The organism is Salinivirga sp. (assembly GCF_055145285.1).
This window is the reverse complement of sequence record NZ_JBSRDC010000039.1, coordinates 1-13,920: the sequence shown is the minus strand read 5'-3', so window position 1 is coordinate 13,920 and position 13,920 is coordinate 1. Positions and strand designations below refer to the sequence as shown.

Sequence of the window (13,920 nt, the reverse complement as noted above, 5' to 3'; positions counted from 1 at the left end):
ACCCCCCTCTTTCTTCATAGTGTTAATAAACCAATTTTACTTTTATCATCTTTAAATTTAAATTCGCTGAGAAACTAAATTGGCAAAAAAGCAGCTTATGCTTTTTGCCCGCTAAGCATTTGATTATTAACACACTAACCGGGTCGAAAAAATGGAAATGGTCGCAACCAAAAAAGCACAAAAGAATTACACGTTTCAGGAGGCGTTGGAAAGCTCAATTGAATATTTCAATGGAGACGAATTAGCAGCAACCGTATGGATTAATAAATATGCTCTGAAGGATTCACAGGGTAATCTTTACGAAAAAGACCCCAATGACATGCATTGGCGCATTGCCAACGAGATTCACCGCATCGAGAAGAAGTATGCCAACCCCATGTCGGCACAAGAAATTTTCGATATCTTGAAAAATTTCAAATATATTGTACCTCAGGGAAGTCCAATGGCTGGAATTGGCAACACTTATCAGATAGCTTCACTATCGAACTGTTTTGTGGTAGGCAACGACCGTATTGCAGATTCATATGGTGGAATTATGAAAACCGACCAGGAACAGGTACAACTTATGAAGCGTAGAGGTGGCGTAGGGCACGACTTGTCGCATATCAGGCCCAAAGGCAGCCAGGTCAAAAACAGTGCACTTACCTCTACCGGACTTGTACCTTTTATGGAACGCTTTTCGAATTCAACTCGTGAAGTAGCCCAGGATGGCCGCCGCGGAGCACTAATGCTTACCGTTAGCATTAAACATCCGGACAGCGAGGACTTTATCAATGCAAAACTTGAACAGGGAAAGATCACAGGAGCCAACGTTTCGGTGAAAATCGACCATGAGTTCATGCGTGCTGTAATTGACAACAAACCATACATTCAACAATACCCGATCGATAGTGACAAGCCTACATTTACCAAAGAAATTGATGCACGCAGGCTTTGGAAAAAAATTATACATAATGCATGGAAATCAGCCGAACCCGGCATTATGTTCTGGGATACGATTTCAGAAGAATCGGTGCCCGACAGCTACCCGGAGCATGGATTTAAAACTGTATCGACAAACCCATGCGGAGAAATTCCATTATGCCCCTACGACAGTTGCCGTTTGCTGGCCATAAATCTATACGGATATGTTGAAAACCCATTTAATAAAAAAGCAAAATTCAACTTCGAAAAATTCAAAAAACATGCAGCTATTGCCCACCGAATGATGGACGATATTATTGATCTGGAGGTTGAAAAAATTGATGCCATTCTGGAAAAAATCAACAATGACCCGGAAGACGAAGAAATAAAACATGTAGAGAAAAGACTTTGGGAAAAAATAAAAGAAAAAGCTGAACAGGGAAGACGCACAGGTATAGGAATCACCGCTGAAGGCGATATGCTGGCAGCTCTGGGGCTACCCTATGGCAGCAAAGAAGGTATTGACTTTTCTGTAGAAGTACATAAAACACTTGCGTTGTCAGTGTACCGATCATCGGCAAACCTGGCAAAAGAACGTGGTTCTTTCCCCATTTACGATACAAAAAAAGAGGCCAACAACCCATTTATAAAAAGGCTAAAAGAAGCAGACCCGGAATTGTACAAAAGCATGGAAACAAATGGTAGAAGAAACATTGCCATGCTCACAATTGCGCCAACAGGCTCCACAAGTCTAATGACCCAAACCACTTCGGGAATTGAACCCGTATTTCTTCCCGTATACCGAAGAAGAAGAAAAGTAAACCCCAACGATAAAGACGTAAAAGTTACATTTATCGACGAAGTAGGCGACAGCTGGGAAGAATATGCTGTGTTTCATCATAAATTCATCATTTGGCTCGAAGCCAACGGTTACGATGTAGAAAAAGTACGCGAATACGACGAAAAGGAACTAAATAAAGTAGTAGCCAAATCTCCTTACCACCAGTCCACTTCCAACGATGTAGACTGGGTGAAAAAAGTGCAGATGCAAGGTGCCATTCAAAAGTGGGTAGACCACAGCATCTCTGTTACAGTTAACCTCCCCAAAGATGTAACAGAAGAAGTGGTTGGCAAAGTTTACGAAGAAGGATGGAAATCAGGCTGTAAAGGTATTACTGTGTATCGTGATGGTTCACGTTCAGGTGTACTCATCTCAAAAGACGATAAAAAAGAGAATAAAGTAACCCGTGAACTTAAACGCCCCAATAAGCTAAAAGCAGATATTGTCAGGTTTAAAAACAACCAGGAACAATGGATTGCATTCATTGGCTTGCTCGAAGGACAACCTTACGAAATTTTCACCGGTATGGTAGATGAAGATGTACTACCGGTACCCAAATCAATTTCAACAGGTTACATCATCAAAAATAAAGATGAAAATAATGTTACAAGGTATGACTTCCAGTATGTAAACAAATACGGATATCGTACTACAATTGAAGGCCTTTCTCATAAATTCGATAAAGAGTACTGGAACTACGCCAAATTAATTTCCAGCGTATTGCGTTACGGAATGCCCATACCTAACGTGGTTACGCTTGTAGCATCGCTGCAATTGGATAGTGCCAACATCAACACATGGAAAAATGGTGTAGAGCGGGCTCTTAAGCGTTACATACCAAACGGGACCCAAGCAGACGGTCAACGCTGTAAAAACTGCAATTCAGAAAACCTGGTTTACCAGGAAGGATGTCTGATTTGTTCTGATTGCGGTTCTTCAGAATGCGGTTAATAAAAATTATGAGTACATTAAAACCCGCTCGGTGAGCGGGTTTTTTTATGAGCAAAAAATCAACGAATTCGTTAATTAATAGCAAATTATATGAAAATGTTGTTTATTTGTTTATAAACCTTTGAGAAATCAGCGTGACTTTAAACATTGCCGATGATGAGCCAACCAGCTGTCAATAACAGATTCCGGTAACTTCTGTACAAGATCGTATCTTTCCTCAAATGAAAGTTTCCGAATTTCATGAAAAGGACAGCCAGGTAACTCTTTACCAAAAGGGCAATCGAATAATAATCCATAGAGAATTATTTCCTTTTCATAATTCATAAAAAATGCGTGGTCTTATGCTTCTGCCTCAAGGTACCGCCAAGCACCCCTCCAGGTAAAGACAAGACCACGCAAACTTTTAAGCATGATCTTTCAAATATTCCCCTGGAGTTGAATTTTGGCGGTTTTGAGACCAGAATATTTAAAAATCGACTATTTCTCTAACAAAGTAACTGAAAAAAAACTTTTCAGCCTAAAGATTCATTTCAAATTTGCGATTATAACGAACCTGCAATTTTAGCTGATTACAAATAAAGTTGTTATTTTGATTTTATTCAACAGGTATTTAACACCATTCTTTACAACCTGCATTATAGGTCGGAGGTAGTTTGGGAGAGATATAACTTAAACCATAATTCAATATCTAAATCAAAGGAATGGTATGCAGCCGACCTATATTCAGACTTTTGGCGCGATGGATAGTCTCTGTTTGAAGCAGTATTAAGCTTGGATGAATACTGCTTTACACTTTCTGGTGAAGTACGTAAATTCACCCTTTCTGAATTATCCGGATCTATATTGGTTAAAGATTCAATACCTATTACAGGTTCTTCCAGGCCGGAGATAAGATGCCGTGGACAATCTATTTTCAGGTCATATTGTTGGTCGTCCAAATCAGCAGTAACTTTAAAATTATATTTTGAGGTAACATCTGTTGTATCTTCATCACTAAGTTCATAAAGCACAAGTTGGCGGTGGCTTTTTGTTGTATCTTTTCCTTCCTGAACTTTAGAATCAAATACATTTTTATACTTCAGAAAATAAATAATATTACGTTTGTTTTTTTCGGCAATATAAATCTTTAATGGATTCTTTAACAATTGCCCTTTTGTGATAGAATTGTTTGTATGCAGCCACAACCGTACCCAATTTTCGTTGACCAGCACCTCGTAAAACAATAATCTGGGCTGCAGGCAATACCGTGGCATTTCATTATTAGCACCAATCTTTCCTGCATAAATACTTTCAGTTGGGGCACATGCCCTGAAAAGCAAAAAAATAAGAAAGAATAGGTACAATAAATTTTTCATGCTATTCAGGATCTATTTATGAATCAGAGTCCAGCAGAACACATCGCATGATATACTGAATATTCTCCTGATCACGTTTTCTGACATCTTTTCTAATATAACCACCCCCATCAATAAAATATTTAATTTGAGTGGCCGGTTTTTTAAGCAGTTGCTGATATTGATCTTTAGTAAGGTCAAAAATAAGCAACGAAGAAACCTTGATAAATCCACCAGTATTTTTACTCTCAGGCATATCGCGAGCCTGAATTTGCACACTGGTCTGATCGGTGAAAATAATCTCGAAAGGTTTTGAAGTATTTATGGTAAAACTATTGTAACGGTAGTACCGAACCTTCAGGTATTTATTTTCACCAATACATTGAGCCTTCATATAAAGCGGGTGGTCATTTACTTCGGTTATCTCTACGGGTTCAGTTCTTTTTACAATCAGCTCTGTTACAGCATCAATTTCGTCTATTTCATAACGACATTTTTGCGCTGCACCCTGATTAAAGGACAAAGCAAATAAGAGAAAAAGGGCAAACTGTATTATTTTCATATAGCGGCTTGTTTTGATCTGCCAATCTGCAAAAGTAATAATGTTTTGGCTATAAATGAAGCGAATATAATCGAAATTCATGCATTTCCCTGATATAAACATTTCATTAACAAACACAAAGCGGCGCACACCGCAGCAATTAATACAAAATACCAGACCGTATTGCACCGCAGCACATTTTTTTTACCTTTGTATTTTGTATAATTCCTGATAATCAACAAATAGTAACCAAATAAAACCTGATGATAATCAGGCTTAAATCTAAAAAATGAAGCAGGCTAAAATTGAAACAGAAAAAGGCTCAATGGTGGCTACACTCTATGAAGAAGAGACACCTGGCACAGTAGAAAATTTTGTAAAATTGTCTAATGACGGGTTTTACAACGGACTGCGTTTTCACAGGGTAATACCCGGTTTTGTTGCACAGGGTGGATGCCCTCATTCCAAAGACCCGGACGACCCACGCGCAGGTACAGGCGGCCCCGGTTACACCATAAAATGCGAAACCGATGCCGACAAACAATACCATGAAAGAGGTGTATTGTCAATGGCCCATGCAGGTCGCGACACAGGAGGCTCGCAGTTTTTTATTGTTCACGGCCGCCAAAACACACAACATCTTGATGGTAAACACACTTGTTTTGGCAAAATCATTGAGGGTGATAATATTATTGACGATATTAAAGCTGGCGACTTAATTAAGAAAATTACAATTATTGAATCATAAAAAGCACGAATTAACATGAAATTGACACAAATTATTGCAATACTGGCTATTAGCACAGTATTCTTTGCATGCAACAATCAAAATGCATCTAAATCAGAAATGAAAACCCAAAAAGACTCTACAAGCTATGCACTTGGTGCACTACAAGCAGAGGGGTTTCTCGACCAAATGGAAAAATTCAAAGTACTGAAATTTATCGATACCAAATGGTTCCTTAAAGGTGCTGAAGACTTTACCAGTGGAGAAAAAGCTATGGACTTCCGTTCAGTTCAAACGACACTGAGCAAAGTAATTCAAAAAATACAGGCTGACTCTACTTACACCATGCCCAAAGCTTCATCCGAAGAGCAAATGCAAAACATCAGCGACAGTTTTGGATATGCACTTGGCGCACAATTAGTAGAAGGTATTAACCGCACATTGGTACAACTCAAGGCTACTTCTGATATCGACAGTTCTTTTGTAATGACCGGCATCAATGACGTAATGACAGACTCCAGCCAAATTGACCAGAAAACAGGTACAGACCTGTTGAATAAAATGGTACAAAAAGCCCGTGCCGCACAAATGGAAGCACAGCAACAACAACAGTCTGCCAATGCTGAACAATATGCCGATAACAAAAAGGCCGGTGAAGATTTTCTGGAGAAAAACAAGCAGCGCCCTGAAGTGAAAGTAACAGAATCAGGCTTGCAATACGAAGTATTGAAAAAAGGTACTGGCGCAAGTCCATCTGCTACAAATCAGGTAAAAGTGCATTATCACGGTACTTTAATTGACGGTACTGTTTTCGACAGTAGTGTAGAAAGTGGTGAGCCCATTACTTTTGGTTTGAACCAGGTAATTCCGGGTTGGACAGAAGGTGTACAACTCATGAAAGAAGGCGCTAAGTATAAATTCTATATTCCACAAGATCTTGCTTACGGTGGAACCAATAAAGGTGAAATCAAACCTTATTCAGCCCTTATTTTCGAAATAGAACTACTTGAAGTAGTAGAATAAAACAAATCTCATTTGATTATACACAGGGAGGCTTTCGGGCCTCCTTTTTTTATTTCCTAAAAATGAATTAGTTCCATGCTCAACATTTTAGCCGGAGTTTTGTAAATTTGGGTACAAAACTCAAAAAAACAAAATACCATGAATTACGAACAAATTGCTGAATTACTTAGCGATGATGCAAAAAAGCTTTTGGAACACAAATCTACAACCATTGACAAAAGCAAGTTGCACCTCCCCGGCCCTGACTTTATAGACCGGGTGTTCTATCACACCAACCGCAAGCCACAAGTGCTGCGAAATTTGCAAGCCACATTCAACCATGGCCGGTTGGGTGGAACAGGCTACCTGTCGCTCCTGCCTGTTGATCAGGGCATAGAACACTCCGCCGGAGCCTCATTTGCCCCAAATCCGGAATATTTTGACCCTGAAAGCATTGTGAAACTTGCCATTGAAGGTGGTACGAACGGTGTAGCATCTACCATTGGGGTGCTGGCAGCCGTTTCGCGCAAATATGCCCACAAAATTCCGTTTATCGTTAAATTAAATCATAACGAGTTGCTGACTTACCCGAATACGCACGATCAAATTATGTTTGGTTCGGTTGAGGAAGCTTATGAACTGGGTGCTATGGGCGTAGGCGCCACCATATATTTTGGCTCCGACCAATCGAACCGGCAAATACAGGAAGTAGCTGCCGCATTTGAGCGAGCCCATGAACTGGGGATGTACACTGTGCTGTGGTGTTATCTGCGCAATTCAGAATTCAAACGCGACCAGGATTTTCATACCTCGGCCGATTTAACCGGACAGGCCAACCACCTGGGTGTAACCATACAGGCTGATATTATAAAACAAAAACAGCCCACCAACAACGGTGGATACAAAGCCATCAAGTTTGGGAAAACGCATGACAAAGTTTACTCTGAGCTTACCTCCGACAATCCCATCGACCTGACACGCTACCAGGTGGCCAATAATTACATGGGCCGTGCAGGATTGATCAATTCAGGCGGGGCTTCCAAGGGCGAATCAGATCTGGCCGATGCCGTAACCACAGCTGTAATTAACAAACGTGCCGGTGGCATGGGACTCATTTCAGGGCGTAAAGCCTTCCAAAAACCCATGAAAGAAGGTGTGAAACTGCTCAACGCCATACAGGATGTGTATCTGGAAGACCAAATAGACATTGCTTAAAAACATAAGGTTTTTATATGTGAGGGTTTCAGCACTAAAGAAGCCCTCACTTTTTTGAACTAACGCTTCTCATTCTGCCGATCAAACTGCTCACGCATGTGCATGGTCTCTCTTTGCATGAAACCCTCCACATAAGCCTTCAGCTCTTTATTGTCGGTAGTTTGGATAGACTTTCCGACTTTTACACCTACGTGTCTCTTAATTACTCCTGCCCTACGAATAAAATGCGGTACAAAGAGATCTTTTCCAACCCAGGCATCATCCGGGTTTTTGTATTCAATGGCCACTGGATAAACCGGAAAATTATTGCTGGATGCAATACGATAAGTACTTTCGCGGATAGGGCCAATTCCGGGTCCGCGGTGCGTGGTGCCTTCGGGATAAATAATCAGTGATTGATTACTGAGCAATACATTTTCCATTTTCCGGATATTTTCTATCCGGCTGTTCATGCTACTGCGATCGATCTGTAATACATCATAAATTTTTATGCCTCTGCCGATCAAAGGCCAGCTGGCAACTTCTTTCTTTGCAATAATTCGCCCCGGATTAATAGCAAGATTTATGAAAATATCAATATATGACCGGTGATTAGACAGTATCAAAGCGGGTTTATCGGGCTTTTCTTCTATCTCCACATGAACCTTTACGCCCATTATGCTTAGCATATTACGGCTCCAGCAACCCATAAATTTCCAGAGCAATTTTTCGGGTTTCTTTGGCGCAAAGATATCTATACTGGTTACAATTAAATACAATGCAAACGTAAATAAAACGGCTACCAGCAACCGAGCTATAGCGAGAGGTGAAAGCAACACAATAGCTAATTTATTCATGCTCCAGTGCTTTTTTCGTTTGCTGTCTGCCATAAGCAATCAGCTCTTCAGCTTTATTAAATTCAAAAGTATCGGCAGACTCACGCGACAATTCAACCAAAACATGGGGGTGATATCTTTTAATCAGTTCCATGGTGTACGATTCCTGCATCATCTCAAATGAACGAAAAAGCACGCCATAAAGTCCGGGTTTTTTCACTGACTTGCTTTTTTTTGTATTAAAAACCTTCCTTACGTTTTCTTTCCATTGATGGAAAACTTTTTCTGATTGCTCCTGCTCCTTTTTGCTGCGTACCTTCCCCTCCATTTCATAAGGAATTCGGGCATTAAGGTTTACAGCTATCATTTTCTCCTGGTCAGAGAGTTCATAAAGGCTCATGGGCATTGGATTGGTAACAGCTCCATCAACCAAAAGCGCACCATTTAGTTGATACGGCGTAAAAACACCGGGAATAGACACAGAGGCATGTATTGCATTAATAAGGTCGCCTTTATCAAATACCACAGGTTCATGCTTCACAATATCACCCGATACAGCCCGGTACCGCATGGGCAGGTCTTCAATATTTACATCGCCCATTATTCTGCGCATTTCTTTCATTATGCGTTCGCCCTTAATAAAACCACGGCTACTGAAGGTTACATCAAAATAGCGCATTACGTCAATGCGATCGAGCTTTTTTACCCATTCTGCAAAATCATTGAGCTTACCTGCCGCATAGAAACCACCAATCAAGGCGCCTATACTACTTCCGGCAATGGCAGTAATATTCCATCCATTGGCTTCCAGTTCCTCAATCACTCCTATTTGCGCAAGTCCTCTTGCACCGCCACTGGACAAAATTAATATGGCATCTTTTTTTTCCATGGTTGATTCTATTTATTATGTGCATGAGAATTCATGCAAAAAACGAATTTACACAATTCAGGTTATTGTGAAAATATTATACAGAAAATCTTACAGACAAACAACCGCAATGGCTAATCCGCATAAATTAAGCACACTAACCTGTTTTTATTGCTTTACAGAGCGGTTGGCAAGCTGCCCGCAAGCCGCATCGATCTGTTGTCCCTTGCTTCTGCGCACATTTACAATCATGTTGCGCTTTTCCAAAAATTGCACAAAAGCATTGAGCGTTTCTTGTGTCGAAGGTTTCAAATCAAATTCCTCTACCGGATTGTATTCAATTAGATTAATCTTTACCGGAAATGCCTTGCAAAATTTCGCCAGGGCAGCGGCTTCATCCAGCGAATCGTTCACACCTCTAAGCATCAGGTACTCAAAAGTAATACGTTCACCGGTTTTTTCGTGATAATACTGAATGGCTTCTGAAAGCGCATCCAAAGGATATTTCTTGTTGAGCGGCATCAACCTTTTGCGCGTATCATCAATTGCCGAATGCAGAGATATGGCCAAATGAAAACGCACCTCATCGTCGGCCAGTTTTACGATGCCCGGGACGATACCAGCTGTAGACAAGGTGACTCTGGATGGCGACATTTCAAGCCCGGGCTTACCGGTGATAAAATCTATAGATCGCAATACATTGTCGTAGTTCAGTAGCGGTTCACCCATACCCATATAAACAATATTGGTGAGCCGGTTACCTTGCGCTTCAGCCATATTCTTAATGGTTACAACCTGATCGAAAATCTCACCGGCAGTTAAATCGCGGCCATGAGTGAGCTGACCTGTAGCACAAAAAGTACAGTTAAGTTTACAACCTGTTTGTGATGATACGCACGCCGTTACCCGACTTCTGGAAGGAATATAAACCCCTTCGGCCACCTGCCCGTCGTGAAACTCAAAAGCTACTTTTGATGTCCCATCTCTCGCGGTCTTAGAATCCTGCACCCGTGCCGCAGTTATATCAAACTCCTCTTCCATAGCATCGAGCAATGTGCCGGGCAAGTTTTTCATTGCACGGATGTTCGTTGCACCACGCTCCCACAGCCATTGATTTATCTGTTTGGCACGAAATGGCTTTTGCTTGTGTCTCTCTAAAAAATCAAGCATCTCCTGTTCGGTTATCGTTCTTAAATCCTTTTTTTCCACAAAAACGTATTTTAATAATTCCTTTATATCCTTATTTATTCGATGTAAGTTAAAGGGATAAAAAATGAATAAGTTATAAGCCTTTTGTTTTTACACTGAACTGATGTTACATTATCAAAAATCATACTATAAAGCCCATTTGTTGTAAGTAAAACTATAAAGCATAAAAAGAAGGGTTTTTTATACATGCATCAACGCCTGTGAATCTACCACTCAGGCAACACAAAGCAAATGATTTCTGACATGTACTTATCAGCACAACAAAGCATTGAAAAAAATGAACAATTTTGCGCTAAATTACTTTTAAACTATAAAATACCCCACAAGTGTACGTAAATGACCACAATCTTGACAAAAATGAGCTAAATTTGCCTTGTATTATCAAAGTGCTAAATTTGCAAAGGCATTAGCCAAATTAAAATTAAGAACAGGTTTTTGCAAAAAATTAACGGACGCTATCGTGCCGGTTAAAAACAAAAACCATCCAAATGAATAAATAACGTATGGAATTTCCGATATATCTCAACAGAAGAACCTAAGACTGGATTGCCTTATGGGGACAATTTTTGGAATTTTCATCTGACCATTGAAATATAAAACCTTTACAAATGAAAAAAATTCTTGCGATTTTCACCGGATTAGCCCTGATGTTTCAGATCGCCCAGGTGCGTGCTGATGAAGGGATGTGGCTACCCATGCTAATTGAAAAACTCAACATTGGTACCATGACAGAAATGGGCCTCAAGCTTTCGGCTGAGGACATTTACAGTATTAACCAGGCTTGCCTGAAAGACGCCATAGTGGCGCTTGACCGCGGTTCATGTACCGCAGAGGTAGTTTCAGAAAATGGATTATTACTCACCAACCACCACTGTGGATATGGTGAAATACAGGAACACAGTACTGTGCAACACGATTACCTTACAGACGGTTTCTGGGCAAAATCATACGATGAAGAACTGCCCAACCCCGGCAAAACAGCTTCATTTCTGATAAGAGCAGAAGAAGTGACCAAAAGAATATTGAAAGAAGTAAACAAAGATATGCCCGAGAGCGAGCGCCAGAACATTATTGACTCGGTAAGTAACGTAATTGTTACTGAAGCAACTAAAGACAGTCATTATCGTGCCAATGTGCGCGGTATTTATAAAGGCAACCAGTATGTACTTTTTGTTTATGAAGATTACCTCGACGTACGTCTGGTAGGTGCTCCACCAGAATCAATCGGAAAATTCGGTTCAGACACCGACAACTGGATGTGGCCACGCCACACAGGCGACTTCTCTATGTTCCGCGTATATGCAGGTCCTGAAGGAAAACCTGCTCCTTATTCAGACGACAACAAACCTATGAAAGCCAAAAGTCACCTTAAAATTTCACTTGACGGTGTTAAAGAAGGTGATTTTGCCATGATTATGGGTTACCCGGGTTCTACACAGCGTTACCTTACTTCATGGGGCGTGAAAAATGAAATGAAATACACCAACCAGTTCCGTGCAGAAATTCGTGGGATTAAACAGGAAATATGGAAAGCAGCCATGGACAAAAGCGATGAAGTACGTATTAAATACGCTTCTAAATTTGCCCGCTCTGCCAACTATTGGAAATATTCAATTGGACAAAATAAAGGACTGCGCAACCTGAATGTAGTGGAGAAAAAACAAAAATTAGAAGAAGCATTCAGCAATTGGGTAAACGACAAGAAAAGACGCCAGAAAAAATATGGCGAAGCATTAGACCTCATAAAAGAATTCCAGGAACAAACTGCTGAAGCACAAGGTGACCTTACCGTGCTTTATGAAACACTTATGGGAGGTACGGAAATTTTGTTTTACAGCTATCGTGCCGGAACCGGGATGGAACGGGCATTGGAAAAGCATCCCGACAGTACAGAATTCCTTAACAAATATAAAACACGCATGCAAGGTCGCATGAACGGATTTTTCGAAGATTACGAGCCACAACTCGACAAAAAAGTGATGAAATCCATGATTGGAACATACATGGAGATGGTAGACACTGCCAAATACCCTGCATTTATAAAAGAAGAAATCAAAACTCAGGACAACATAGACCAGTGGGTAAACAACCTGTTTGAAAAATCAATTTTTGTAGATACCGCTAAACTGGCCAAATATCTTGAATCGCCTGAACTGGATAAGCTTCAAAACGACCCTGCATTTGCTGCCGGCAACGACATCATTGACACTTACCGTAGTATGGCAGGGAAGCTTCGTGCAATGGCCCCAAGCTATGAAAAAGGACAACGCCTGTTCGTAGCCGGATTAATGAAAATGAACAAAGACAAAGTATACTATCCGGATGCCAACTCAACTATGCGCCTGTCCTATGGTACTGTAGGCGGCTATGACCCGAAAGATGCTGTACATTACAAATATTACACTACACTCGAGGGAGTAATGGAAAAAGAAGACCCTGATGTGCGCGAGTTTAATGTAAAACCAAAACTAAAAGCGCTTTATAAAGCCAAAGATTACGGCCGCTATGCCAACGACAAAGGCGAAATGGTCGTAGGTTTCCTTACTAATAACGACATTACCGGAGGTAATTCGGGAAGTCCAGTTATGAATGGAAAGGGCGAACTGATTGGTATTGCATTCGACGGAAACTGGGAAGCCATGAGTGGTGACATTGCATTTGAGCCGGAGGTACAACGCACCATATGTGTTGATATTCGTTACGTATTGTTCGTAATTGACAAATTTGCAGGTGCACAAAACCTTATCGACGAAATGACCATCGTGAAACAATAAGCCAATTCACATAATTTCAGAAAAGCAGCGTCAACCCGGCGCTGCTTTTTTTAGCTTCAATTTTCTGGGACACAACAGAACACTTAAAAAGTTGTTACATATACAAACCCAAACCAAATGAAGTTAAAATCGACTTTAGTTTTGATTATTTTGTTACTTGTTGGAGCCGGTTGTGGTATTAGAAACCCTTTTACCAAACCGGAAAGTTTCCAACAGTTTCAAAAAAAGTTTTACCGTGATAGTGTTTTTCACTACAATCGCATCAATTATCCACTCAATGTTTATGAATTTTATGGGCACGTCAAAGAAGACCCCGTAGGTGGTAATGCCAACAGGGAATTCCACAATAGCTTTACCCGTAAAACACTGCCGCGTACGGTGCGAAGCATGGATGAATACCCCGATCATTATGAAATGATGATCGACACCATTAACAATAAAATGGTAGAAAAAATATACATACCTCGCTCCAGCTACATGGAAAAACGGTTTTTTCTAAAGAAAAAGAACCGATGGTATTTGGATAGTATACAAATTATGGAATAATTTTATTGCTGTTTTGCTATTTTTCACCTAAATTAAATCATGCTGTTCCCCCGCTTGCAGCGGGGTACTTGAGTTTGGCGTTTTACTAGATAAAATCACGACTTTTTTTTGGAAGTTGTGATTTTTTTTACTATTTTTATCTAGTTATATGACTAGATATGTTTAATTAAAATTTACAATTATGGGTTATTCTA

11 protein-coding genes are annotated in these 13,920 nt (G+C 40.4%); 6 read left to right on the top strand and 5 right to left on the bottom strand.

The window, feature by feature from the left end; all coding sequences use genetic code 11:
* Positions 1-157: 157 nt before the first annotated feature.
* Positions 158-2,695 carry an adenosylcobalamin-dependent ribonucleoside-diphosphate reductase gene (locus ACTB0Y_RS07815; RefSeq protein ID WP_463206306.1) on the top strand — a complete coding sequence of 846 codons (2,538 nt, stop codon included), beginning with the start codon at positions 158-160 and terminating at the stop codon, positions 2,693-2,695.
* Between the two features lie 635 nt (positions 2,696-3,330).
* Here the strand turns inward: ACTB0Y_RS07815 and ACTB0Y_RS07810 are convergent.
* Together ACTB0Y_RS07810 and ACTB0Y_RS07805 are read right to left on the bottom strand one after the other, a co-directional pair.
* Positions 3,331-4,050 carry a hypothetical protein gene (locus tag ACTB0Y_RS07810; RefSeq protein ID WP_463206256.1) on the bottom strand — a complete coding sequence of 240 codons (720 nt, stop codon included), beginning with the start codon at positions 4,048-4,050 and terminating at the stop codon, positions 3,331-3,333.
* A gap of 16 nt (positions 4,051-4,066) precedes the next feature.
* Positions 4,067-4,591: a hypothetical protein gene (locus ACTB0Y_RS07805; RefSeq protein WP_463206255.1), complete on the bottom strand. Its 525-nt coding sequence runs from the start codon at positions 4,589-4,591 to the stop codon at positions 4,067-4,069.
* A gap of 268 nt (positions 4,592-4,859) precedes the next feature.
* Between ACTB0Y_RS07805 and ACTB0Y_RS07800 the strand changes: the two genes are divergently transcribed.
* From ACTB0Y_RS07800 to ACTB0Y_RS07790, 3 genes are all read left to right on the top strand, one after another.
* Positions 4,860-5,318 carry a peptidylprolyl isomerase gene (locus ACTB0Y_RS07800; protein ID WP_463206254.1) on the top strand — a complete coding sequence of 153 codons (459 nt, stop codon included), beginning with the start codon at positions 4,860-4,862 and terminating at the stop codon, positions 5,316-5,318.
* A gap of 15 nt (positions 5,319-5,333) precedes the next feature.
* Positions 5,334-6,320 (top strand): FKBP-type peptidyl-prolyl cis-trans isomerase, encoded by a 987-nt coding sequence (locus tag ACTB0Y_RS07795; RefSeq protein WP_463206253.1) that lies wholly within the window; start codon positions 5,334-5,336, stop codon positions 6,318-6,320.
* 138 nt (positions 6,321-6,458) lie between these two features.
* Positions 6,459-7,514 (top strand): class I fructose-bisphosphate aldolase, encoded by a 1,056-nt coding sequence (locus ACTB0Y_RS07790; protein ID WP_463206252.1) that lies wholly within the window; start codon positions 6,459-6,461, stop codon positions 7,512-7,514.
* A gap of 59 nt (positions 7,515-7,573) precedes the next feature.
* Here the strand turns inward: ACTB0Y_RS07790 and ACTB0Y_RS07785 are convergent, their stop codons facing one another.
* The 3 genes from ACTB0Y_RS07785 to rlmN all read right to left on the bottom strand — a co-directional run bounded on the left by ACTB0Y_RS07785 (position 7,574) and on the right by rlmN (position 10,406).
* Complete coding sequence (locus ACTB0Y_RS07785; RefSeq protein ID WP_463206251.1) at positions 7,574-8,350, bottom strand: lysophospholipid acyltransferase family protein; 777 nt, start codon at positions 8,348-8,350, stop codon at positions 7,574-7,576.
* Positions 8,343-9,218 carry a patatin-like phospholipase family protein gene (locus ACTB0Y_RS07780; protein ID WP_463206250.1) on the bottom strand — a complete coding sequence of 292 codons (876 nt, stop codon included), beginning with the start codon at positions 9,216-9,218 and terminating at the stop codon, positions 8,343-8,345. Before ACTB0Y_RS07780 ends, ACTB0Y_RS07785 begins: the two co-directional genes overlap by 8 nt.
* Before the next feature lie 147 nt (positions 9,219-9,365).
* Entirely contained in the window at positions 9,366-10,406 is a 1,041-nt protein-coding gene (gene rlmN, locus ACTB0Y_RS07775; RefSeq protein ID WP_463206249.1) for a dual-specificity RNA methyltransferase RlmN, read from the bottom strand.
* A gap of 608 nt (positions 10,407-11,014) precedes the next feature.
* Here rlmN and ACTB0Y_RS07770 point away from each other — a divergent pair.
* Positions 11,015-13,180, top strand: coding sequence for a S46 family peptidase (locus ACTB0Y_RS07770; RefSeq protein WP_463206247.1), 2,166 nt, complete (start codon positions 11,015-11,017; stop codon positions 13,178-13,180).
* Positions 13,181-13,297: 117 nt separating this feature from the next.
* Positions 13,298-13,726 (top strand): hypothetical protein, encoded by a 429-nt coding sequence (locus tag ACTB0Y_RS07765; protein WP_463206246.1) that lies wholly within the window; start codon positions 13,298-13,300, stop codon positions 13,724-13,726.
* Positions 13,727-13,920 lie beyond the last annotated feature (194 nt).

Coding starts and splice junctions, on each gene's coding strand:
- ACTB0Y_RS07780 (WP_463206250.1), bottom strand. CDS start 9,218: ATGGAAAAAAAAGATGCCATATTAATTTTGTCCAGTGGCGGTGCAAGA.
- ACTB0Y_RS07810 (WP_463206256.1), bottom strand. CDS start 4,050: ATGAAAAATTTATTGTACCTATTCTTTCTTATTTTTTTGCTTTTCAGG.
- ACTB0Y_RS07785 (WP_463206251.1), bottom strand. CDS start 8,350: ATGAATAAATTAGCTATTGTGTTGCTTTCACCTCTCGCTATAGCTCGG.
- ACTB0Y_RS07815 (WP_463206306.1), top strand. CDS start 158: ATGGTCGCAACCAAAAAAGCACAAAAGAATTACACGTTTCAGGAGGCG.
- ACTB0Y_RS07790 (WP_463206252.1), top strand. CDS start 6,459: ATGAATTACGAACAAATTGCTGAATTACTTAGCGATGATGCAAAAAAG.
- ACTB0Y_RS07765 (WP_463206246.1), top strand. CDS start 13,298: ATGAAGTTAAAATCGACTTTAGTTTTGATTATTTTGTTACTTGTTGGA.
- ACTB0Y_RS07795 (WP_463206253.1), top strand. CDS start 5,334: ATGAAATTGACACAAATTATTGCAATACTGGCTATTAGCACAGTATTC.
- ACTB0Y_RS07805 (WP_463206255.1), bottom strand. CDS start 4,591: ATGAAAATAATACAGTTTGCCCTTTTTCTCTTATTTGCTTTGTCCTTT.
- ACTB0Y_RS07800 (WP_463206254.1), top strand. CDS start 4,860: ATGAAGCAGGCTAAAATTGAAACAGAAAAAGGCTCAATGGTGGCTACA.
- ACTB0Y_RS07770 (WP_463206247.1), top strand. CDS start 11,015: ATGAAAAAAATTCTTGCGATTTTCACCGGATTAGCCCTGATGTTTCAG.